This is a genomic window from Paraburkholderia fungorum, assembly GCF_900099835.1.
GTDB lineage: Bacteria > Pseudomonadota > Gammaproteobacteria > Burkholderiales > Burkholderiaceae > Paraburkholderia > Paraburkholderia fungorum_A.
Map to the genome: position 1 here is coordinate 3,191,747 of NZ_FNKP01000001.1, position 22,098 is coordinate 3,213,844.

The following is a 22,098-nucleotide window of genomic DNA, read 5'->3' on the forward strand; positions in this document are numbered from 1 at the left end:
TCTGCGAGTTCTGCTGTATCTGCAACTGACAACGAGGGGCGCGCGGCGCCCCTCTACCGTCACAGATCGTTGCCTGCCGCTGGGGCGCTCGCCTTCTTTTTATCGCCGATCCGGCTTTCCTGCCCGCGCGCCAGCTTTGCAATGTTGCCGCGATGGCGCCAAACGAGCAGCGAACTCATCGCCACGATAGCCAGCGCGATGATGTGCGGACCAAACAGAAAGGCATCGAAAATCGGCGCGAACACGGCGGCAGCCAGCGCGGCCAGCGACGAATAACGCGTGAAGAACGCGACGATCAGCCAGGTCAGCAACGTAGCGACGCCGAGAATCGGGTTAATCGCGAGCAGCACGCCCGCCGCGGTCGCCACGCCCTTGCCGCCCTTGAAGCGGAAGAAAATCGGGTACAGGTGGCCCAGAAACACCGCGATCGCCGCAATCGCGACCGACGTGTCGTCGAGCCCGTAACGCGCGCCGAAGTGCACGACGAACCACACGGGCAGCCAGCCTTTGAACGCGTCGCCGAGCAGCGTCAGGATCGCCGCTTTCTTGCTGCCGCTGCGCAGCACGTTGGTGGCGCCGGGGTTGCCCGAGCCGTACGAGCGCGGGTCGTCGAGGCCCATCGCGGCGCTTACGACGACGGCGAACGAAATCGAACCGATCAGGTAGGCAACGACAGCAACGATCAGGTTTTGCATCTGGGGACTCTTATAAGGATCGGCGGTCCGACGTTCGGAGAAACCCGACACGTCGACCGCAAAGGAAACGCCGACAGACAACAGGGCGCAAAGCGGCGCACATTCTACCCAACGTGCGCGCCCGGAAAACATTCAGACAAACGTCAATCGACGCTCGCGCACTGAACCGCCTTCGCTGCCAGCAGGTCGGTCAGCACCTTCGGCTCGATGCTGACCAGAAAGCCGCGCCGCCCGCCGTTCAGCCAGATCTTGTCCATCTCCAGAATGGTCGACTCGACATACACCGGCATTTGCTTGCGCGTGCCGAACGGCGAGGTGCCGCCGATCAGATACCCTGAGTGTCGGTTCGCGACCTCGGGCTTGCACGGCTCGACGCGTTTCGCGCCGATCTGCCGCGCGAGGTTCTTGGTGCTGACGGTACGGTCGCCGTGCATCAGCACGATTAACGGCTTGGCGTGCTCGTCTTCCATCACGAGGGTCTTGACCACATGATGTTCGTCCACGCCGAGCTGGCGCGCCGATTCCCCGGTGCCGCCGTGCTCGACATACTCGTAAGGATGCTCTCCGAAAGTGACGCCGTGACGGCGCAGGAACTGCGTGGCGGGCGTTTCGGAGACGTGTCTGGATTTGCTCATCGGCGCATTGTAATGGCGAGTTTGCGCAACGGCTATTTGCCGAACGGCCAATTGTGCGGGGTGGGCGCTTGTGGCACGATCGTTCGATAAATTTTCCGGCGCACTGTATGCCGGTATCGAATCGTAGCCGGAGAGGACCCGAGTAAGCGCTAAAGCGCTAACTCTGGGTCGACCGCCGGGGCATGGGACCCGAGTAAGCGCTAAAGCGCTAACTCGGGGTCGACCGCCGGGGCATGGGACCCGAGTAAGCGCTAAAGCGCTAACTCGGGTCGACAAGGAGACAGCATTGAATATTGATTCACGAACCCGTTCCACCATCGACATCCCCGCGCTGCTGGCCGGCTTGCCCGCGCGCATCGCAGACATTCCGGCATTCGCCGCCGCACGCGATCCGCAACACGTCGCGCTGATCGAGGACGCGCGCCGCCTGACCAGCGCGCAACTGCTGCAAGCCGTCGACGCCGCCACCGCGCTGCTGCGCGAATGGGGCGTGCGCGGCGGCGATCGCGTGATGATCGTCGCGGAAAACAGCATCGTGCAGATCGTGTTGCTGTTCGCGACCGCGCGGCTCGATGCATGGGCGCTGGTGTCGAACGCACGGCTTTCCGCAGCCGAACTCGATTCGATCCGGGCGCACGCACAACCTCGCGTGGTCGCGTATGCGGTGGAAAGCTCCGTCGATGCCCAGCAGCACGCGCAACGCCATCAGGCAACTCAAGCGCCCGCCATCACGCCGGACATCGGCGCATGGTCGTATTCGGTGGACGACGCCGTGCAGGCCGAGCCAGTCGAAGCCGCAAACGACCGCCAGTGCGCCGCGCTCATCTACACCACCGGCACCACCGGCGCGCCGAAAGGCGTGATGCTGTCGCACCGCAATCTGCTGTACATCGCGGCCGTGTCGAGCCGTCTGCGCAAAGTCGGTCCCGACGATGTCGTCTACGCGGTGCTGCCCATCTCGCACGTGTACGGCTTTGCATCGGTGTGCCTGGGCAGCCTGCATGCGGGCGCGACCTTGCGGCTGGTGCCGCGCTTCTCGCCGGAAGCCGTGCGCCGCGCGCTCGCAGACGAACGCGTGTCGATCTTCCAGGGCGTGCCGGCCATGCACGCCAAGCTGCTCGAACATCTGCAGACGCACGGCCACGCGTGGTCCGCGCCGCAGCTGCGCTTTGCGTACTCGGGCGGCTCGCCGCTCGACGCCGCGCTGAAAGCGCAGGTCGAATCCGTCTACGGTCTGACGCTGCACAACGGCTACGGAATGACCGAGAGCAGTCCCACGGTTTCTCATACGATGCTCGACGCACCGCGCAGCGATTGCTCGGTCGGCGAAGTGATTCCTGGCGTCGACGTGAAGTTTGTCGGACTCGACGGTGTCGAAGCTGCGCCGGGCGAGATCGGCGAATTATGGGTACGCGGTCCGAATGTGATGCTCGGCTATTACCGCAGTCCTGAGCAGACACGCGCGGCCGTAACCGAAGACGGCTGGCTGAAAACCGGCGACCTCGCGCGGCAGGATGCCGACGGCGCGCTGCATATCGTCGGGCGTAGCAAGGAGTTGATCATCCGCTCGGGGTTCAACGTGTATCCGGCCGAAGTCGAACATGTGCTGAACGCGCATCCGCAAGTGGTGCAATCGGCAGTGATCGGGCGCGCGGTCGAGGGTAACGAAGAAGTGCTCGCGTTCGTCGAGTTGACCGCCGGGGCGACGGTCACGCCTGCTGAGTTGATCGCGTGGTGCGGCGAGCGGCTTGCACCGTACAAGCGGCCCGCCGAACTGAAGGTGCTTGCCGCGTTGCCGGCTGCGTCGACGGGAAAGATTCTCAAGCACCGGCTGCGCGAATTTATCTGAAGCCTGCGTCTGGAAGTGCGCGCATCATCCTCGCGGATGATGCATCGCATGCAGCGACTTCAGCCGCTCCCGCGCCACATGCGTGTAAATCTGCGTAGTCGAAATATCGGTGTGACCGAGCAGCAGTTGCACGACGCGCAAGTCGGCACCGTGATTCAGCAGATGCGTCGCGAACGCATGCCGCAACGTGTGCGGCGACAACGGCGCATGCACGTCGGCGGCCACCGCGTGTCGCTTGATGATGTTCCAGAACTGCTGACGCGTCATACCCTCGGCGCGGCTCGTCACGAACAGCGCATCGGTCGAACGCGCGCCGAGCAGCGCCGGGCGAGCCTCGCGCAGATAGCGTTCGATCCACCCGTGCGCTTCTTCGCCGAACGGAATCAGCCGCTCCTTCGCGCCCTTGCCCATCACACGCACTACGCCTTCGTTCAGGCCGACCTCCACCGTCTTCAGCGTGACGAGTTCGGTCACCCGCAGGCCGCTCGCGTACATCAACTCGAGCATCGTCCGGTCTCGCAGACCCAGCGGCGTGGAGATATCCGGCGCACCGAGCAACGCTTCGACTTGCGCTTCCGATAACGTCGACGGAAAACGCATGGGCTGTTTGGCCGAGCGGATGCGCAGCGTCGGATCGGCCTGCGCGCGATGCTCGCGCACCGCCCAACCGTAGTAGCGGCGAAACACCGAGAGCCGCCGGTTCGACGACGTCGATTTGTCGGCGTGCCGCGCGGCGGCATAGGCGTTGAGATCGGCTTCGCTGGCGGTGTCGAGCGACGCATTGCGGGTCTGCGCAAGCCATTCGCAAAAGAGCCGGAGGTCGCGGCGATACGCGTCGAGCGTGTTGCGCGACAGGCCGTGCTCGAGCCACAGCGCGTCGCAGAACGCATCGATCGAGGCGGCGCTTGCCAGATAAAGAGGAGACGCGACGACGCTCGTGTCGTCGGCCAGGGAATCGGTCGTGCCCATGCTCGTGCTCATGCGTACGGAATGCCTTCGTGCGCCAATAGCCAGCGCTTGACGTTGCGGAAAAAGCCGTCATCGCCGTGATGCGCGAATCCGCCGATGCCGCTCGAACTCACCACGCGATGACAGGGAATCACAATCGGGAAAAAATTGGCGCCGCACGCCTGACCGACCGCGCGCGGCGCGCTGCCGAGCTGCCTTGCCACCTGTCCGTAGGTCAGCACGACGCCCGGCGGAATATCGCAGATCGCCTGCCACACGCGCTGCTGGAATGCCGTGCCGACCGGCGCCAGCGGCAACTCGAATGTCGCGGACGCCCGCTCGAAATATCGCTCGATCTGCGCGGCGGCCTGCTTCGCCAGCGGCGAGTCGGGCGCGACGCTCGCCATCGAGTCCGGCAGATAGACGATCTCGCGCACCGCTTCGCCTTCGAGACGAATGCCGACCTTGCCGAACGGCGCGTGGATCACTGCATTGAACATGATGGCCTGCTCCTTACTATCGTGGCGGCTCGGTTGTGCGAGATGGCACCGCAGCATGCAGTGCTATTGCCTGCTCAACTTTACGCCGCTTCCAGCGCCCATTGCACGTGCTCGCGTACCACGTCCGAAGCGTCGCCGGCGCGCTGTCGCAACGCCTGCACGATGGCGTCGCGCGCCTGAGTATTCAAACTCTCCGGCGATGCACGCAACGCATTGCCCATCCCCACTGCGAGATTGCGCAACCAGCTTTCGTAGCCGATGCGGCGAATCGCACTGCCCTGCATTCGCGTATCGAACTCGTCGGCGGTCCATGCGAACAGATCGACCAGCGACGCGCGATCGAGTCCGTGCCGCACGTCGAAATCGGCGACCGGCGCGGCCTGCGCAAACTTGTTCCACGGACACACGAGCTGACAGTCGTCGCAGCCATACACACGATTGCCGATCAGCGGCCGCATCTCGAGCGGAATGCTGCCCTTCAGTTCGATGGTGAGATAAGAAATGCACAGCCGCGCATCGACCTTATAAGGTGCGACGATCGCGCCGGTCGGACACGCGCCGATGCAACGCGTACAACTTCCGCAATGCGAGCCCGGCGTTTCAGGCGCGATGTCGGGCGACGTTTCGGCATCGGTCGGCAACGGTACATCGACGTAAATTTCGCCGAGGAAAAACAGCGAACCGGCGTCGCGTTGCAACAGCAACGTGTGCTTGCCGCGCCAGCCGATGCCCGCCTTCTGCGCAAGTTCTACCTCCAGCACCGGCGCCGAATCGGTAAATACGCGGAAGCCGAATGCACCGATCTCCGCTTCGATTTTCTCGGCGAGATGTTGCAGGCGATTACGCATCACCTTGTGATAATCACGGCCGCGCGCATAGACCGACACCACCGCCGCCGACGGGTCTGCGATCCGCGCATGCTCGGCTGAGCGCCAGTCTTGCGCGCTCAGGCCGCCGCTCGAGCCGCTTTCGTGCGCCGCTCCGTTCAATGTTTCGGCGGGCAAATAGGCGATGCGCGCGGTAATCACACGTCGCGTGCCGGCCACAAGCTCAGCCGGCCTCGCGCGTTTCATGCCGTGTTTCGCCATATAATCCATCTCGCCGTGGCACCCCGCTTCCAGCCAGGCTGCAAGCGGCGCTTCGGCCGCGGAGAGATCGGTATCGCTAATGCCGATCGCCCCGAATCCCAGTTCACGGCCCCAGCTTTTGATGTTCAGCGCGAGCGCATTCAGCGCTGCGTCATCGTAATGACGAGCGCTCTCCGCAGCGTTCGTCGCGATGGACGAATGCGCGCTGGTGACAGTGGACTCAGGGGACTCCGGACTTCGGTTCATCACGCCATTTTACGAGAATGCCTGCCAATCCCGATCACGCGATTCTGCCGTCCGCCAATCTTCTGCTCGAACGCAGCTTTGCGCTCGCAGACGAAGCCGCCACGCACGCGTTCGGCGAGCGCTTCGCACAGGCGATCGAAAGCGTTCGCGACGCTGCGCAGCATTCCCAACACGCGCCGGACGCGAACGGCGGCACGGCATTCCACGGGCTGCAAGTCCAACTCATCGGCGACCTCGGCGCCGGCAAAACCACCCTCGTGCGCGCGACCTTGCGCGGCCTCGGTCACACTGGCCGCGTGCGCAGTCCCACGTACACGCTCGTCGAACCTTATGCGCTAGAACGCCCTGCTGGGGAACTCGCGCTGTATCACTTCGATCTCTATAGATTCACCGATCCGGCCGAATGGGCCGATGCGGGCTTTCGCGAATACTTCGACAGCGGCGCTATCTGCCTCGTCGAGTGGCCGCAGCGCGCAGGGCCCCTTCTGGGAGTGCCGGATCTCGTCTTCTCACTCGATCTGGACAGCGAGAACGACGGACGCGTGCTCGTCGCACGGGCATACAGCGAATCAGGAAAGGCATGTCTCGAAAGATGTTGATCAAACCGTTCCGCTCGATCGAATCCGCGGCTACCGCCACGCATAACTGGCGGCGTCGGCAGATTCTGCGGGCGGGAGCGTCCACGCTCGTACTCGGACTCGTCGCGCCGCGTCTGGCCCTGGCCAGCTCGGTGCTCGGCGTGCGGGTCTGGCCCGCGCGCGACTACACCCGGGTGACGATCGAATCCGATCAGCCGCTGCAAAACACGCAGCAGCTCTTGCAGGCGCCCGACCGTCTGGTGGTCGATCTGAGCGGCCTCGATCTGGATCAGGCGCTGAAGGACCTGGTATCGAAGATCACGCCGAACGATCCGCAGATTTCGGCGGTGCGGGTGGGACAGAATCAGCCGCACGTGGTGCGCATGGTGTTCGATCTGAAGGGCTCGGTGAAGCCGCAGGTGTTCACGTTGCCGCCGGTCGGCGCGTACAAGTACCGGCTGGTGTTCGACCTGTATCCCGCAGTCGCGCCCGATCCGCTGATGGATCTGCTCGCGCAAACCGAACACAAGCAGCAGACGTTCAACGAAGAGAACGGTGTGCCGCCCGCCACGCTGAGCGGTCCCGGCACGACGCCGCCCGCCGCGGATAACAGCGAGGCTTTCTTCGAGCGTTACGCGCAGAACGGCAACGGCGGCGCTAACAGCGGCTCAGCACCTGCGCCGGGCGTGCCACGTCCACCCGTGCATGTCGCTCCCACGCCTTCGGCACCGATCATTGCCGGCAAGCCGGCTGTTCCGCTGTCGCCGCCTGCCGCGATTGCGCGCAACAAAGGCAGCAGCAAGCCGAACAACCTGGGCGGCGACAACGACGACAGCAGCGACGACACCTACGCGTTCTCCACGCCGAAGTCCGGCAAGAGCAACACGGTGCGCCTGCTGACCGTCGCGATCGATCCGGGTCATGGCGGCGAAGACCCCGGCGCGATTGGCGGCGGCGGAACGTATGAGAAGCACGTCGCGCTCGACATCGCGAAGAAGCTGCGCGCGAAGATCGACGCCCAGCCCAACATGCGCTCGATGATGACCCGCGACGCCGACTTCTTCGTGCCGCTGAACGTGCGCGTGCAGAAAGCGCGGCGCGTCGGCGCGGACCTGTTCGTGTCGATCCACGCCGATGCGTTCACGACGCCCGAGGCGAAAGGGTCGTCGGTGTTCGCGTTGTCGGACCATGGCGCGTCGAGCGCGGCGGCTCGCTGGATGGCGAACAAGGAAAACTCGTCGGATCAGATTGGCGGGATCAACATCAAGTCCGCCGATGCGACCGTCAACCGCGCGCTGTTCGACATGTCGACCACGGCGCAGATTCGCGACTCGATGCGCTACGGCAACTTTGTGCTGAAGGAAATCGGCGGCATCAACAAGCTGCACAAGGGCTCGGTCGAGCAGGCGGGATTCGCGGTGCTGAAGGCGCCGGACATTCCGTCGATCCTCGTGGAAACCGCGTTCATCAGCAACCCGGACGAGGAGCGACGCCTGAACGACGACGCCTATCGCGACAAGATGGCCGACGCGATCATGAACGGCATCAAGCGTTATTTCGCGGCAAATCCGCCGCTGGCGAAAAACCGGATGACTTGAAGCCGGCTTCTGATAACGCACGAGGCAAAGAAAAAACGGCCGCTCATCAGTGATGAAGCGGCCGTTTTTTGTCGATGCGCGCTGCGGCATGATGCGCACGTCGCACATTGCAAGTTGCAAGTTGCACATCGCACGTTGCTCGCTACATGCTGCGCAGCAAAAAACTCAGCGTGCCGGTGTCAGCCTCTGCACGACCCATCCGCCGAACACGTTCACCGCCAGCCCCGCCATCACCAGCAACGCACCGCCGACCTGCGCCATCGACAATTGCTCACCCAGCAGCAACGACGCCGACGCCAGCCCGACAATCGGCACCAGCAGCGAAAACGGCGCGACCTGGCTCGCCGGATAGCGCGACAACAGACGGCTCCACAATCCATAGCCGATCAGCGTCGCGATAAACGCCAGATAGACGATCGCGAATATCGACATCGCGCTGATGCCGGACAAAGCGGCGGCGATCCGCTGCGGCCCCTCGAACGCATACGACGCCGCGAAAAACGGCAGCGGCGGAATCAGACTCCCCCACACCACCAGTCCGACGAGATCGACCTTGCCGACCTTCTTCGTGACGATGTTGCCGAGTGCCCACGAACACGCCGCGCACAAGGTCAGCGCAAAGCCTGCGGCGGTCATCGCGTGACCGCCTTGCAAACCGATTACAGCGAGACCGGCTGCCGCGATCAGCAGACCCACGAGGTTCGGCAAACGGAAGCGCTCGTGCAGGAAGATCGCCGCGAAAATCAGCGTGAAAAACGCCTGCGCCTGCAACACCAGCGAAGCAAGCCCCGCCGGCATGCCGACGTACATCGCCGAAAACAGGAACGCGAACTGGCCAAACGAAATCGTCGCGCCGTACGCGAACAACCAGCGCCATGGCAGATTCGGCTTCTTCACGAAAAACACCGCGGGCACAGCGGCGAGCGTAAAGCGCAGCGCGCCGAGCAGCATCGGCGGCACGCCATGCAGACCCACCTTGATCACGACGAAATTGACGCCCCACGCGATCACGACGATCAGCGCGAGCAGCAGATCCCTGGGCGACATCCCGGTCTCCATCCGATTGTTGAATCCGGCAGTTTAACGGAGCCTTACATCGGCGGTCATCGCCGTTGCCATCGATTCCGGAGCGCGGGCGCGTAGCGAGGCGTCGGCATTGTGCGCTGCGCAGTAGAATCGTCCATTCAGCAAGATTTCCACCCACCATTTCAGCCGAGCCTGCCATGTCCTCCTCGATCAAAGCCGTCCTCAAACCGCATCTGCGCGACGTCGGCAGCCTGACCGTGCGGCGCGTGCTGCCCGCCATGGCCGCGCGTCTGATCGGCCCCTTCATCTTCTTCGACCACATGGGCCCCGCCACCCTCGAACCCGGCGTCGGACTCGACGTGCGGCCGCATCCGCATATCGGCCTCGCGACCGTCACGTATCTGTTCGAAGGCTCGATCATGCATCGCGACAGCCTCGGCTCGGAGCAGAAAATCGTCCCCGGCGACGTCAACTGGATGACGGCCGGACGCGGCATCGTCCATTCGGAACGCACGCCCGCCGAAGATCGCGCGAGCGGGCTGACCATGCACGGCATCCAGACCTGGGTCGCGCTGCCGCTCGACGACGAAGAAGTCGAGCCGTCGTTCGCGCATCACGCTGCCCACACGTTGCCGGTGGTCGAGCGCAACGGCGTCACGCTGCGCGTGATCGCGGGCACGGCGTTCGGCGTGGAGTCGCCGGTCACGACGTTCTCCGGCACGCTGTACGTCGCCGCCGAATTCGCGCCGGGCGGTGCATTCGCGCTCGAACCGGAACACGAGGAACGCGGCGTCTATCTGGTGGACGGCGATCTGGAAATCGACGGCACGCCGCTCGAAGTCGGCCAGATGGCCGTGCTCGCGCTCGACGAAACCGTCACGCTGGCAAGCACGAACGGCGCGCGCGCGATGCTGCTCGGCGGTGAAAAACTGGACGGCGAGCGCTTTATCGAGTGGAATTTCGTCGCGAGTTCACGCGAGAAAATCGAAGCCGCGAAGCTCGCGTGGACCCACCAGGAAATGGGCCAGGTGCCGGGCGAAACCGAATGGATTCCGTTGCCGGAGCGTAAATAACGAACCCGGGCACGAATCGCGCCGATTAACCCCGACGCTCGCGTGGGCAAGCATGCGACGCATTGAACCCGCGCTGTTCGGCCCCATTTAGTGACAAACCGTTTTATCGACGAGGACGCAATGGACACCACTCTGGCCACTTTTGAACAGGACGTCATCGCGGCGTCGACACTGGCCCCCGTGCTGGTCGATTTCTGGGCGCCGTGGTGCGGCCCGTGCAAAAACCTGGGCCCGATGCTCGAAAAGCTCGAGGCCGAAGCCGCCGGCAAATGGAAGCTGGTGAAAGTGAACGTGGACGAAAATCAGGAACTGGCCGCGCACTTCCAGGTACGCAGCATTCCGCACGTGATGGCGTTTGCCGACGGCCGCCCGGTCGACCAGTTTGTCGGCGTGCTGCCGGAAGGCCAGTTGCGCGAATTCATCGAGCGGCTCGTGCCGCAAGGTGCAGATGCCGCGCGCCTCGAAGCGCAGACCGCATTGGCCGAAGGCCGTCGCGACGATGCGTACGACGCGCTGCAAGCCGCCCTCGCCTACGACCCGGGCTTCGACGAAGCGCGCCTGGATCGCATCGAACTGCTGCTCGAAGACAATCGTGTCGACGAAGTCCGCAACGAAGTCGATCTGCTGTCGCCGAAAACGACGCAGGGTATCGACGCACGTTTCAACGCGATCAAAACGCGCCTCGACGCGCTGGATGCCGCCGCCGACCTGCCGCCCACGGACGCGCTCGAAGCCAGAGTCGCCGCCGCGCCCGACGATCTCGAAGCCCGCTTCGATCTTGCCAGCGCGCTGATCGCCCGACTCAAGTATTCGGAAGCACTCGAACATCTGCTGGCAATCGTGCAACGCGACCGCACGTTCCGCGACGATATCGGCCGCAAGACGATGTTGTCCGTGTTCGATCTGGCCGCGCATCAGCCGGAACTGGTGTCGCAATGGCGGCGCAAGTTGAGCGCATCGCTGTATTGATTCGCGTGCGGTCTGTCGGGAAGGGATAGCACGTAAAAAAGGCGGTGAAAGCGATACCTTGTCGCTTTCACCGCCTTTTGCTTTTCATGGTCGCTTCGCTTGAAACGGCGGTTGGAACTTCGGCCGAACCGTCAACCGGCCGCCTGCTTCGCCAACGCCCGCAACACATGCGCGGCCGCGGCAAAGCCGAAACTCGCCGTCACGCACACGCTCGAACCAAACCCCGCGCAATTCAGACCGACCGGCCCCGTGTGTCCCGGCGACGTGCTCACGTGCTCCGCTTCTTCGTCGATATCGCAGACGGCCACTTCGGGGTAGATCAACGGCTCGTCGGAATACACCGCGCTCACCTTGAACTTCGCCTTCGGCCCGCGCGGAAAACCATGCTGCTTGCGCAACTGTCCGCGCACTTTCGACAGCAACGGATCCTGGATCGTCAGCGCGAGATCGTCGATGCGAATGCGCGTCGGGTCGAGTTGACCACCTGCTCCGCCCACTGTGATCAACGGCTGCTTGCGCTCGACACACCATGCGATCAACGCGGTCTTGGTTCGCACGCTGTCGATGGCGTCGATCACATAATCGAAACCGCCGCCTAAGGTCGCGTCGAAATTATCCGCCTCGACGAAATCTTCGATCAGCCGCACGTCGCAGTACGGGTTGATCATCTTGATGCGCTCGGCCATGGCTTCGACTTTCGGTTTCCCGTAGTTGCCGTCGAGCGCGTGAATCTGCCGGTTCGTGTTGCTCTCGGCCACGTTGTCGAGATCGATCAGCGTCAGCGTGCCAACCGCACTGCGCGCCAATGCTTCCGCCACCCACGACCCCACTCCGCCGATGCCGATCACCGCCACATGTGCGCCTTCGAACGCGGCGAGCGCGGGCGCGCCGTACAGGCGTGCAATGCCGCCGAAACGCCGCGCGTGGTCGGCGCTTTCACTCGCGTCGAGGCTGGTAGTAATATCGGCATACGCGTCGGACTGCGCGTCGGATTGCGCGGTGGTGCTGGACATGGTGGCGGGACTCGTTGAAGACTGGCAAAACGGAAATTGGCGGCGTCCGGGTCGATTCTGAATCGCCCCAAAACGCACTCAGACCGTATTTTGCCTGAACGCGCCGAGCCGCATCGCCGTACACGTTGCGGCGCACGAATCGGCGATCATCATCGGAGTACGCAGTATCCGTTCGTGCAAAGCGCAAGCGCTTGACCTGCCTGCGCGCAAAGAATTTTCTCCTTAGCTATACTTGCCTGACTGTAGCGTTCGCATAAGAACATGACCTCACTCGCCGAACTTCGAAAAAACTATTCGCTGGGTTCTTTGGACGTTGCCGATGTCGACCGCGATCCATTTCGCCAGTTCGACACCTGGTTTGAACAGGCGGTAGACGCCAAACTGCCCGAACCGAATACGATGACGCTGGCTACCGTCGACTCGCGTGGCCGGCCATCGGCGCGCATCGTGCTGATCAAGGGTGTCGACGAACGCGGCTTTGTGTTCTTCACCAATTACGAAAGCCGCAAGGGCCGCGAACTCGCAGCCAATCCGTATGCGAGCCTGCTGTTCTACTGGATCGAACTCGAGCGCCAGGTGCGCGTCGAGGGGCGCATCGTCAAAACCAGTGCAGAAGAAAGCGATACGTATTTCGCGTCGCGCCCGCTCGGTTCGCGTATCGGTGCGTGGGCATCGAATCAAAGTCAGGTAATTGAAAGCCGTTCGCAGCTCGAAACACGTGAACGCGAAATCAGCCTGCAATACGGCGACCAGCCACCGCGTCCATCGCACTGGGGCGGCTATCGTTTGGTCCCCGAAGCAATCGAATTCTGGCAGGGCCGGCCGTCGCGTCTGCACGACCGTCTGCTCTATACGCGCGAAACTGAAAACGGCGACTGGCAAATCTCCCGCCTATCGCCTTGAATCGGAATATAACGTCGGCAGCGCGCCGCCAACGCAGCAGCGCGCACCGGCAGGATTGCGTCTGCGGCATAGGAGTCGAGCCGCGCTGAGTCGCGATCCGCACAAGCTTTGCTTTAATTCAACGGACACGGAGAGATCACATGTTCTGGGAGAAGAAGCTGGCGCAGTGGGTAGAAGATGTAAAGACCAAGGCTAACCTGCCTGCACGACTCGTGCTGTGGGACGGTCAGCAACATGACTTTGGGCAGTTCGCCGCGCCTCAGGTCACGCTACACGTCAAAAGTGCGACGGCGCTGCCGTATCTGCTCGAACCGAGCCTCGACAATCTCGGCGAGGCTTACGTGCAGGGCAAGATCGACATTGAAGGCAAGCTGTCGGACATCATCAATATCGGCTATCAGCTGGCGCGCAATACCGTCACCAGCGCGAGCAAGCTGGCGCGCGTGCGGCGCTACTTTCATCATTCGAAGGCGTCGGACAAGAAGGCTATCCAGTATCACTACGATGTCTCGAACGAGTTCTACAAGCTGTGGCTCGACGAGAACATGGTGTACTCGTGCGCCTACTTCGAGAACGGCGACGAAGATCTCGCGACCGCGCAGATCAAGAAGATCGATCACATCCTCACGAAAATCCAGTTGCAACCGGGGCAGCGTCTGCTCGATATCGGCTGCGGCTGGGGTGCGCTCGTGCTGCGCGCGGCGCAGAAATTCGGCGCGAAATGCGTGGGCGTGACGCTGTCGCAGAACCAGTTCGATCTCGCCACCGCTCGCGTGAAAGCAGCAGGCCTCGAAGGCCAGATCGAGATTCGTCTGCAGGATTATCGCGATGTTCAAGGGCAATTCGACCGCATTACCAGCGTCGGCATGTTCGAACACGTGGGCCGCAAGAATCTGCCGGGCTACTTCGAAAAGATCCACGATCTACTGGTCGATGACGGCGTGGCGATGAACCACGGCATCACATCGAGCGATTCGGACAGCGGCGAAACCGCACTCGGCGGCGGCGAGTTTATCGACCGTTATGTGTTTCCCGATGGCGAGCTGCCGCACATCAGCCTCGCGCTCGAAGCGATGCAGCGCGGCGGACTGGAAGCGGTCGACGTCGAAAGCCTGCGCCGTCACTACGCGCACACGCTGGACATCTGGGCGGAAAACTTCGAGGCGAACGCGGAAAAAGCCCGCTCGCTCGTCGACGACGAAAAATTCCGCATCTGGCGCGTGTACCTCGCCGGTTGCGCGTACGCGTTCGAAACCGACGACGTGTCGATCTATCAGGTGGTCTGCCGCAAAGCCGGCCGCAGCGCGAAAACCTTGCCGTGGTCGCGCCGCTATATGTACGAGAAGACGCTGTGATACGGTTGCGCCGTCGTCGCGAACCGAGTGGGTGAAGCGGCGACATGGCGCAATCTTTTGAACAGCAGGTCGGATAGAGATGGATCAGAGCGGGGCAAACGAAACTGACGGGCCGCAAGGCGGCGATGGCGATGCTGTCGACGTCGGGCATGAGGCTGTGCAGGTCGATCTGTTTGGGATGCCGGTGGAGCGGGCGGAGGTGGCGACCAGGTCGGCGACGGTGACCGTGAAGCCGCAGCACGCGACATCTGTCGTGGCTAAAGCCGGAGGCCGGGCGGGGATTGTGGCGGCGGCCTCCGCCGACGCCGACGCGCAATCCACGGTTGCCGCGTCGACGCAGCCTGAAGCACGGCGTCAATCACGCGCAAAACCTACCGCAGCGGCATCGCTCTGGCAGGAAGACGAAAGCGCCGCCACTGGAACCGAAGCACTCCCCTCTCCCGCCGATTCCCCGAAAAAGCGCCGCACGCGCGAAATCCTCGCTGCCCCGCCCTCGCCCGAACTGCTCGCGCTCGCCGCCGAACTGCCACCGCAAGTCCACCTCGGCACGTCGACCTGGTCGTTTCCAGGCTGGAACGGCATCGTCTACGGCGACGAATACAGCAACAGCAAACTGTCGCGTGAAGGCCTCACGGCTTATGGCGCGCATCCGCTGCTGAAGACCGTCAGCATCGACAGGTCGTTTTATCAGGCGCTGTCGGTCACCGAGTATTTGCGCTACGCCCAGCAGGTTCCGGAGCACTTCCGCTTCATCGTCAAGGCGCCCATGTCGATCACCGACGCCACCGTGCGCGCCGAACGTGGCGAGCCGGTATCGCTGAATCCATGCTTTCTGAACGCGCAGATGGCGATCGACGAGTTCGTCACGCCCTGCATCGAGGGACTCGGCGCGAAAGCGGGCGCGTTGGTGTTCCAGTTGTCGCCGCTACCGGATCAGATGCTCGCGCAGCCGGCAGTATTCATCGAACGGCTGGGCGAATTTCTGATGGCGCTGCCGACGCTGCCCAACGACAGCCGCTACGCGATCGAAATCCGCGATGCGAGCCTGCTGACGCCGCGTTTTATCCGCACGCTGAAAGCGGCGGGCGTGCGCTATTGCGTCGGGATTCACGCGCGGATGCCGGACCCGCAGCGCCAGGCGGCGGCGCTCGCGCTGCTGGACGGCGAACCGGCGGCCGGCGATCCGGCGGCCGGCGCCCCGGCCGGACCGCTGATCGTGCGCTGGAGTCTGCACGGCGGCTTCAAATACGAGCAGGCGAAGGCCAAGTACGAACCGTTCAACCAGTTGATCGATCAGGACCCGGCCACGCGCACGGCGTTGGCCGAACTCGCCGCGCGCTATGCGCTGGCCGGTCAGCCGGTGGTGATCGCGATCAACAATAAGGCGGAAGGATCGGCGCCGTTAAGCTGTCTGGAGCTGGCGCGCGCGATTATCGATGCGTATGCGCGGCTGGTTCGAGAGCGGGAGCAGGCTGAGGGGCGGCCGCAACAGGAAGACGCTGGCGACCGGGAAAGTGAAGGCAAGCCCGGTGACGAACCGGAGTAAAGCGGAGCGGGACACGCGTTAAGGCAGGTTGCTGTGCGGCGGGCGCGATCATGTGCGATCGGATCGCGCCCGCCGCTTTGGGAGTGGGTGCTCGCCTCGTGTTTCGAGGACGGCGGGTGCCGTGCAGACCACCGGGGCACCCACCATCGGCTCTTACCAAGGCTCAGCCCATGCACGCCCTCGTCGTAGCGATCAGCGCCAGGATCGCACGCTGAAACCTACAACCCCAACCCCTACGCCTTAATCCGATGCGCGAACTTCTGACGAAACTTCGCCACTTTCGGCGCCACCACGAACGAGCAGTACCCCTGATTCGGATGCTGCGCAAAATAGTTCTGGTGATACGCCTCCGCCGGCCAGTAGTTGCCATCGAGCGGCAACACCTGCGTCACGATCTGACCGTCGTAAATGCGCTGCTCGCCAACTTCGCGGATTGCCTGTAACGCGGTCTCACGCTGCGCGTCGGAGTTCGTGAAAATCACCGAGCGATACTGCGTGCCCACGTCGTTGCCCTGCCGGTTCAACTGGGTCGGATCGTGGATCGCGAAGAAAATGTCGAGAATCTCGCGGTAACTGATCTTCGACGGATCGAAGTCGACATTCACCACTTCGGCGTGGCCAGTCACGCCGTCACAGACCTGTTCGTAGGTCGGGTTCTGCGTCTGGCCGCCCGCATAGCCCGATTGCACCGAATTCACGCCATCGACGCTCAGATACACCGCTTCGAGGCACCAGAAACACCCGCCACCGAGGGTGGCGATTTCGCCTGTCTGACTCATGCTGCCTGCTCCTTGATCTTTGATAGTCGGCCATGCCGGGCCTGCTTTGCCGCAACGCTCGTGCCATCGGCAGGATTTTGCAGCTTAACGGGTTTCCCCTTCTCCGGCTGGGGTCACGGCCTGCGCGCCGCGATTGCAGTTAAAATTGGGGCTAATCGACGATTTTCACTATGACTTTCGAATCATTTGTTTTCAACCGCGCGCGCGGTGGGTTCAGCCCCGGTTTCACCCGACTGGCGCCAGGAACCTCCCCCCGATGAAGCACGCCAGCCCGCCCAATTTCGACCAGCCCGCCTTCAAACAGGCGCTCAGTCAGTTCGCCACCGGCGTCACCGTTATTACAACGCGTTCGGCATCCGGCCAGTTGATCGGCATCACCGCCAGTTCATTTAACTCGGTTTCGCTGAATCCGCCGCTGGTGCTGTGGAGTCTCGCCACCCGCTCGGCGTCGATGCCGGTGTTCCGTACCAATAGTCACTACGTGATCAACGTGCTGGCGGCGACGCAGCTCGATCTGTGCAAGCGCTTCGCGACCGTGAAGGGCGACCGTTTCGAAGGTGTGTCGCACGCGGAAGGCGATACCGGCATGCCCGTGCTCGATGGTGCGCTCGCGTGGTTCGAATGCCATAACCGCAGCCGTTATGAAGAAGGCGACCACGTGATCTTCGTCGGCGAAGTGGAACGCTGCGGCGTGCATGAGAATGCCGCGGAGATTGCGCCGCTCGTGTTTCAGAACGGACAGTTTCACGGGCTTAAAACGCTGTGAAGGCGTTTGCGGGTGCCGCGTGATAGCGGGCACCCGTCAGTTCAGTGGCATGAGTCGCATCGGCGGCATTGGGATACTTGCGTCCAGCGAGGCTAGCCGCCCGCCGAGGCGCCCGCCTTCTCGGCCGGCGACGCCCACCCTCAGCGATCGTTATGCGCCGCGCTATGCCCGCCGGTTTTCGCCACTAGCGACACCGGCACGCCCGAATCTTCCTTCAGCGTCTGCAGCACGATATTCGAACGGATATCCATCACGCCGGGCGCTTTATACAGCCGCTGCAGCACGAAATCAGAATAGTGTTTGAGGTTGTGCGCGAGCACGCGCAGCAAATAATGGCTCTCGCCAGTGACGACAAACGCGCCGGCCACTTCCGGCCAGTCACGCACTGCCTCTGCAAAGCGCTCGTGCCAGTTTTCCTGGTCGTTGCGCATCGACACCTGCACAAACGCTTCCAGTTCGAAACCCAGAACTTCGCGATTCAGACACGCGCGGTAATGTTCGATGACGCCCTGCTCTTCCAGCAAACGCAGGCGCCGCAGACAGGCTGATGGCGAGAGCGAGATGCGCTCTGCGAGGTCGAGATTGCTGATCCGTCCTTCTTGCTGAAGCACCGTCAAGATACGGCAATCGGTGGCGTCGAGCGAGATCGCGTTCATATTCGGTCTCCCTTTCCGGTTTGAATCAAATTATGTTCCAAGACAGGGCTCAGAAGGTGATTTTTTCGCAATCACATTTCACGGCAAGACACCTATCATTCCCGGATAGACATATTCCGCAGATGGAGACATGCAAACACTCTGGGACATCACCCCCGCCGTCGATACCGCGACGCCCGTCTGGCCAGGCGACACGCCGGTCACGATCGACCGCGTATGGCGCATGGAGGCGGGCTCGCCCGTCAACGTCGCGCGGCTGACGCTGTCGCCGCACACCGGCGCGCACACCGACGCACCGCTGCATTACGACGCAGAAGGCGCGGCAATCGGCGAGGTGCCGCTCGATATTTATCTCGGTTTATGCAGGGTGATTCACTGCATAGGGGTATCTCCTGTTGTGATGCCACAACACCTCGCCGGGTCGCTCGAGAACCTGCCGCCGCGAGTCTTACTGCGGACTTACAGAAATGCGCCGACTGCCGCCTGGGATAGCGCGTTTTGCGCGGTCGCGCCCGAGACGATCGACCTGTTCGCGTCGAAGGGAGTGAAGCTGGTCGGCATCGATACGCCGTCGCTCGATCCGCAGGAATCGAAGACGATGGACGCTCATCATCGAATCCGCGAGCACAAGATGGCGATTCTCGAAGGCATCGTGCTCGATGCGGTCGCGCCCGGCGACTATGAGTTGATCGCGCTGCCGCTGAAGCTGACCACGCTCGACGCGAGTCCGGTGCGGGCGGTTTTACGCGCGTTGCCTGGGGCGCGGGCCGAGGCGCCGCCGGGGGTTTAGTGCCCGTGTTTAGGTCTGGGGCTTCGATCTGAGATTTAGGTCAGGGGCTTAGGTCGGAGGCCTGGCCCCGACGCTTAAGCCCGGCACGTCGCCCCGAAACGTATCAAGCGCCGCACGCGCATTCCCAATCGAACTTTTCACCGAATCTGAACGAATTCACCCACGGAACCGCCATGAACCATCGTGACGAAGCACTGGCGCTCGATAGCGCCGATCCGCTCGCGCCGCTGCGCGCCCAATTTGCGCTGTCGCCGACCACCATCTATCTCGACGGCAACTCGCTCGGCGTGCCGCCTGCCGCCGCCGCGCAACGCGCGCAGACCGTGATCGCCGCCGAATGGGGCGAAGGCCTGATCCGCAGCTGGAACAACGCCGGCTGGTTCGAACTGCCGCGCCGTCTGGGCAACAAGCTCGCGCCGCTGATCGGTGCCGACGACGGCGAAGTGGTCGTCACCGATACGATTTCGATCAACCTGTTCAAGCTGCTCTCCGCAGCCGTACGGGTCGCGAATGCGCGCGATCCGAAGCGTCGCGTGATCGTGTCCGAGCGCTCGAATTTCCCGACCGATCTGTACATCGCGCAAGGCCTGATCGAGCAGCTCGACCGGGGCTACGAATTGCGTCTGGTCGACGACCCTTCCGAGTTGCCTGCCGCCATCGGCGACGACACGGCCATCGCGATGATCACGCATGTGAACTACCGCACCGGCTACATGCACGACATGGCCGCGCTGACCCAACTGATCCACGACAAGGGTGCACTCGCGCTGTGGGACCTCGCGCATTCGGCGGGCGCAGTGCCGGTCGACCTCAACGGCGTCAACGCGGATTACGCGGTCGGCTGCACGTATAAGTATCTGAACGGCGGACCGGGTTCGCCCGCGTTCGTGTGGGTGCCGAAGCGGCATCAAAACGATTTCGCGCAGCCGCTGTCCGGCTGGTGGGGACATCGCGCGCCGTTCAGGATGGAACCGGCGTATCAGCCGGACGACGGCATCGGCCGCTTTCTTTGCGGCACGCAGCCGATGGTGTCGATGTCGCTGGTCGAATGCGGGCTCGACGTGTTCCTGCAAACCGACATGCAGGCGATTCGCCAGAAGTCGCTCGCGTTGACCGATCTGTTTATCGAACTGGTCGAAGCGCGTTGTAGCAAGTTTCCGTTGAAGCTGGTCACGCCGCGTGAGCATGCGCAGCGCGGCTCGCATGCGAGCTTCGAACATCCGCATGGCTATGAGGTGATGCAGGCGTTGATTGCGCGTGGCGTGATCGGCGATTACCGCGAGCCGCATGTGCTGCGATTCGGTTTTACGCCGCTCTATACGCGCTTTGTCGATGTGTGGGATGCGGTTGAAACCTTGCGCGAAGTGCTCACGCAGGAAACCTGGCGTGCGCCTGAATTTGCCGCGCGCGGTGCGGTGACTTGAGGAGCCTGTCATGACCGATCACATGCAAACGCCGGGTTTGCCGGAAGAAAAAGCTGCGCAAGGCTGTCCGTTTGGACATGGGCGTGAGGCAACGGCCGCCGACTCCTCTCCCCGTTCAGTTGACGATGCCACTTCCGGCGATGGCTGGCACGACGCGCAACTCGATTTCTCGGAGTCGATGAGTTACGGCGACTATCTGTCGCTCGGGACGGTGCTGGATGCGCAGCATCCGTTGTCGCCGGATCACAACGAGATGCTGTTCATCATTCAGCATCAGACGAGCGAGTTGTGGATGAAGCTCGCGCTGTACGAGTTGCGTGCCGCGTTGAAGGCGGTGCATCGCGACGAGTTGCCGCCCGCGTTCAAGATGCTTGCGCGCGTGTCGCGGATCATGGAGCAACTCGTTCAGGCGTGGAGTGTGCTCGCAACGATGACGCCGTCCGAATACACGGCCATGCGGCCTTATCTGGGAAGTTCTTCCGGGTTTCAGTCTTATCAATATCGGCAGATCGAGTTTCTGCTCGGCAATAAGAACGCGCAGATGTTGAAACCGCATGCGCATCGGGCGGATGTTTTTGCTGAAGTTAAGGCTTCGCTCGAAGCGCCGTCTTTTTATGATGAAGTGGTGAGGTTGCTGGCACGGCGCGGGTTCGCGATTTCAGCCTCGCGGCTGGAGAGGGACTGGACGCAGCCTACTGTGCATGATGCTTCGGTTGAAGCGGCGTGGCTGGAGGTTTATCGGAATCCTTCGCAGCATTGGGAGTTGTATGAGATGGCCGAGGAACTTGTCGATCTCGAGGATGCTTTTCGGCAGTGGCGGTTCAGACATGTCACTACCGTTGAAAGGATTATCGGGTTTAAGCAGGGGACTGGCGGGACGAACGGCGCGGTTTATCTCCGGAAGATGCTGGATGTGGTTTTGTTTCCTGAGCTTTGGCAGGTTAGGACGATGTTGTAGGTTGGGTTCGCCTCGTGTGGCGGGTTCTGGTTTTGAATGTGGTGTTGGTGGTGTTGGCCTTTTCTTGTGATCACGGTGGTCTATTTGCACTGCCCCTGTGCGGGGGGGAGCTTTTTTGGGCAGCGCCCTTTGGTGGTGTGCTTCGTGGCGTTGGCCTTTCCTTGCTGTCACGGTGGTCTATTAGCGCTGCCCCTGTGCGGGGCGGCACTCACTTTCTTTGCCGCCGCAAAGAAAGTAAGCAAAGAAAGCGGGCTCACACCGCTAGCTCATAAGCGGGTCCCCTGGCTTGGAGGGGGCAGTGGTGCATCTGGAATCAGTGCTTCCGCACACTCCGCCTTAGTGACAAGGCAGTCATTCTTCCGGCGGCGCTTCGCGCGCCGTCGCGGTCCTTCCCAAACCCCGCGCTCATGCTTCCGTGCAACCTCGTTCTGAGGGCACGCTATCCAATCGAATTGTGGTTTATGCGCCCCCGCGTTTCGGCACGGGCGCACTGCGTTCCTGATCGAACAAGCATTCGGCAGAGCATCACGAGGCAACCCGATTGCACACCAACCAACGCGGGGACCGACCCATTCCGGCGAGCACTAGTGCGAGGCGGGAAGCATGACTGCCTTGTCACGAACGCGGAGTGTGCGGGAGCACCGATTCCAGATGCACCACTGCCCCCTCCAAGCCAGGGGACCCGCTTCATAGCTAGCGGTGT

21 protein-coding genes are annotated in these 22,098 nt (G+C 62.6%); 12 read left to right on the plus strand and 9 right to left on the minus strand.

Going from position 1 to position 22,098, the window contains the following annotated elements; all coding sequences use genetic code 11:
* Nucleotides 1-59 precede the first annotated feature (59 nt).
* Both plsY and ybaK read right to left on the minus strand, forming a co-directional pair.
* Entirely contained in the window at nucleotides 60-695 is a 636-nt protein-coding gene (gene plsY / locus BLS41_RS14105; RefSeq protein ID WP_074765451.1) for a glycerol-3-phosphate 1-O-acyltransferase PlsY, read from the minus strand.
* A gap of 143 nt (nucleotides 696-838) precedes the next feature.
* Entirely contained in the window at nucleotides 839-1,330 is a 492-nt protein-coding gene (gene ybaK / locus BLS41_RS14110; protein WP_074765453.1) for a Cys-tRNA(Pro) deacylase, read from the minus strand.
* Between the two features lie 286 nt (nucleotides 1,331-1,616).
* Between ybaK and BLS41_RS14115 the strand changes: the two genes are divergently transcribed.
* Nucleotides 1,617-3,179, plus strand: coding sequence for a class I adenylate-forming enzyme family protein (locus tag BLS41_RS14115; RefSeq protein WP_074765455.1), 1,563 nt, complete (start codon nucleotides 1,617-1,619; stop codon nucleotides 3,177-3,179).
* Nucleotides 3,180-3,203: 24 nt separating this feature from the next.
* Here BLS41_RS14115 and xerD read toward each other — a convergent pair whose 3' ends face one another.
* The 3 genes from xerD to queG all read right to left on the minus strand — a co-directional run bounded on the left by xerD (nucleotide 3,204) and on the right by queG (nucleotide 5,961).
* A complete protein-coding gene (gene xerD, locus BLS41_RS14120) occupies nucleotides 3,204-4,160 on the minus strand; it encodes a site-specific tyrosine recombinase XerD (RefSeq protein ID WP_074765458.1) in 957 nt (318 codons plus the stop codon).
* Nucleotides 4,157-4,627, minus strand: a complete 471-nt coding sequence (locus tag BLS41_RS14125; protein ID WP_074765461.1) for a methylated-DNA--[protein]-cysteine S-methyltransferase — start codon at nucleotides 4,625-4,627, stop codon at nucleotides 4,157-4,159. The genes xerD and BLS41_RS14125 overlap by 4 nt, the downstream gene beginning before the upstream one ends.
* Before the next feature lie 80 nt (nucleotides 4,628-4,707).
* A complete protein-coding gene (gene queG / locus BLS41_RS14130) occupies nucleotides 4,708-5,961 on the minus strand; it encodes a tRNA epoxyqueuosine(34) reductase QueG (RefSeq protein ID WP_074765463.1) in 1,254 nt (417 codons plus the stop codon).
* A 17-nt stretch (nucleotides 5,962-5,978) separates the two neighbouring features.
* Between queG and tsaE the strand changes: the two genes are divergently transcribed.
* Together tsaE and BLS41_RS14140 are read left to right on the plus strand one after the other, a co-directional pair.
* The gene (gene tsaE / locus BLS41_RS14135; RefSeq protein ID WP_074765465.1) at nucleotides 5,979-6,560 is read left to right on the plus strand and encodes a tRNA (adenosine(37)-N6)-threonylcarbamoyltransferase complex ATPase subunit type 1 TsaE; all 582 of its coding nucleotides are present in this window, start codon (nucleotides 5,979-5,981) and stop codon (nucleotides 6,558-6,560) included.
* The gene (locus BLS41_RS14140) at nucleotides 6,542-8,137 is read left to right on the plus strand and encodes an N-acetylmuramoyl-L-alanine amidase (RefSeq protein WP_074765467.1); all 1,596 of its coding nucleotides are present in this window, start codon (nucleotides 6,542-6,544) and stop codon (nucleotides 8,135-8,137) included. The genes tsaE and BLS41_RS14140 overlap by 19 nt, the downstream gene beginning before the upstream one ends.
* A 165-nt stretch (nucleotides 8,138-8,302) precedes the next feature.
* Here BLS41_RS14140 and BLS41_RS14145 read toward each other — a convergent pair whose 3' ends face one another.
* The gene (locus BLS41_RS14145) at nucleotides 8,303-9,184 is read right to left on the minus strand and encodes an EamA family transporter (protein ID WP_074765469.1); all 882 of its coding nucleotides are present in this window, start codon (nucleotides 9,182-9,184) and stop codon (nucleotides 8,303-8,305) included.
* Between the two features lie 176 nt (nucleotides 9,185-9,360).
* Between BLS41_RS14145 and BLS41_RS14150 the strand changes: the two genes are divergently transcribed.
* Complete coding sequence (locus BLS41_RS14150; protein WP_074765471.1) at nucleotides 9,361-10,236, plus strand: pirin family protein; 876 nt, start codon at nucleotides 9,361-9,363, stop codon at nucleotides 10,234-10,236.
* A gap of 120 nt (nucleotides 10,237-10,356) precedes the next feature.
* Nucleotides 10,357-11,205, plus strand: coding sequence for a thioredoxin (gene trxA, locus BLS41_RS14155; RefSeq protein ID WP_074765473.1), 849 nt, complete (start codon nucleotides 10,357-10,359; stop codon nucleotides 11,203-11,205).
* A 131-nt stretch (nucleotides 11,206-11,336) separates the two neighbouring features.
* Here the strand turns inward: trxA and tcdA are convergent, their stop codons facing one another.
* Entirely contained in the window at nucleotides 11,337-12,218 is an 882-nt protein-coding gene (gene tcdA, locus BLS41_RS14160) for a tRNA cyclic N6-threonylcarbamoyladenosine(37) synthase TcdA (protein ID WP_074765475.1), read from the minus strand.
* Between the two features lie 261 nt (nucleotides 12,219-12,479).
* Between tcdA and pdxH the strand changes: the two genes are divergently transcribed.
* From pdxH to BLS41_RS14175, 3 genes are all read left to right on the plus strand, one after another.
* The gene (pdxH, locus tag BLS41_RS14165; protein ID WP_074765477.1) at nucleotides 12,480-13,121 is read left to right on the plus strand and encodes a pyridoxamine 5'-phosphate oxidase; all 642 of its coding nucleotides are present in this window, start codon (nucleotides 12,480-12,482) and stop codon (nucleotides 13,119-13,121) included.
* 140 nt (nucleotides 13,122-13,261) lie between these two features.
* On the plus strand, nucleotides 13,262-14,476 hold the full coding sequence (locus tag BLS41_RS14170) for an SAM-dependent methyltransferase (RefSeq protein WP_074765479.1): 1,215 nt from the start codon (nucleotides 13,262-13,264) through the stop codon (nucleotides 14,474-14,476).
* A gap of 79 nt (nucleotides 14,477-14,555) precedes the next feature.
* Nucleotides 14,556-16,022 carry a DUF72 domain-containing protein gene (locus tag BLS41_RS14175; protein WP_074765481.1) on the plus strand — a complete coding sequence of 489 codons (1,467 nt, stop codon included), beginning with the start codon at nucleotides 14,556-14,558 and terminating at the stop codon, nucleotides 16,020-16,022.
* Between the two features lie 233 nt (nucleotides 16,023-16,255).
* On the opposite strand, the gene msrA is transcribed toward BLS41_RS14175, so the two are convergent.
* Nucleotides 16,256-16,801 carry a peptide-methionine (S)-S-oxide reductase MsrA gene (gene msrA, locus BLS41_RS14180; RefSeq protein WP_074765483.1) on the minus strand — a complete coding sequence of 182 codons (546 nt, stop codon included), beginning with the start codon at nucleotides 16,799-16,801 and terminating at the stop codon, nucleotides 16,256-16,258.
* 256 nt (nucleotides 16,802-17,057) lie between these two features.
* Here msrA and BLS41_RS14185 point away from each other — a divergent pair, with 256 nt between their 5' ends.
* Nucleotides 17,058-17,567, plus strand: a complete 510-nt coding sequence (locus BLS41_RS14185; protein WP_074765486.1) for a flavin reductase family protein — start codon at nucleotides 17,058-17,060, stop codon at nucleotides 17,565-17,567.
* A gap of 140 nt (nucleotides 17,568-17,707) precedes the next feature.
* Here the strand turns inward: BLS41_RS14185 and BLS41_RS14190 are convergent, their stop codons facing one another.
* Nucleotides 17,708-18,223, minus strand: a complete 516-nt coding sequence (locus tag BLS41_RS14190; protein WP_074765489.1) for an Lrp/AsnC family transcriptional regulator — start codon at nucleotides 18,221-18,223, stop codon at nucleotides 17,708-17,710.
* 130 nt (nucleotides 18,224-18,353) lie between these two features.
* On the opposite strand from BLS41_RS14190, the gene kynB reads away from it, so the two are divergent.
* From kynB to kynA, 3 genes are all read left to right on the plus strand, one after another.
* Nucleotides 18,354-19,013: an arylformamidase gene (kynB, locus tag BLS41_RS14195; RefSeq protein WP_074765491.1), complete on the plus strand. Its 660-nt coding sequence runs from the start codon at nucleotides 18,354-18,356 to the stop codon at nucleotides 19,011-19,013.
* A gap of 173 nt (nucleotides 19,014-19,186) precedes the next feature.
* The gene (gene kynU / locus BLS41_RS14200) at nucleotides 19,187-20,437 is read left to right on the plus strand and encodes a kynureninase (protein WP_074765494.1); all 1,251 of its coding nucleotides are present in this window, start codon (nucleotides 19,187-19,189) and stop codon (nucleotides 20,435-20,437) included.
* A 10-nt stretch (nucleotides 20,438-20,447) separates the two neighbouring features.
* Complete coding sequence (gene kynA, locus BLS41_RS14205; protein ID WP_074765496.1) at nucleotides 20,448-21,395, plus strand: tryptophan 2,3-dioxygenase; 948 nt, start codon at nucleotides 20,448-20,450, stop codon at nucleotides 21,393-21,395.
* Nucleotides 21,396-22,098 lie beyond the last annotated feature (703 nt).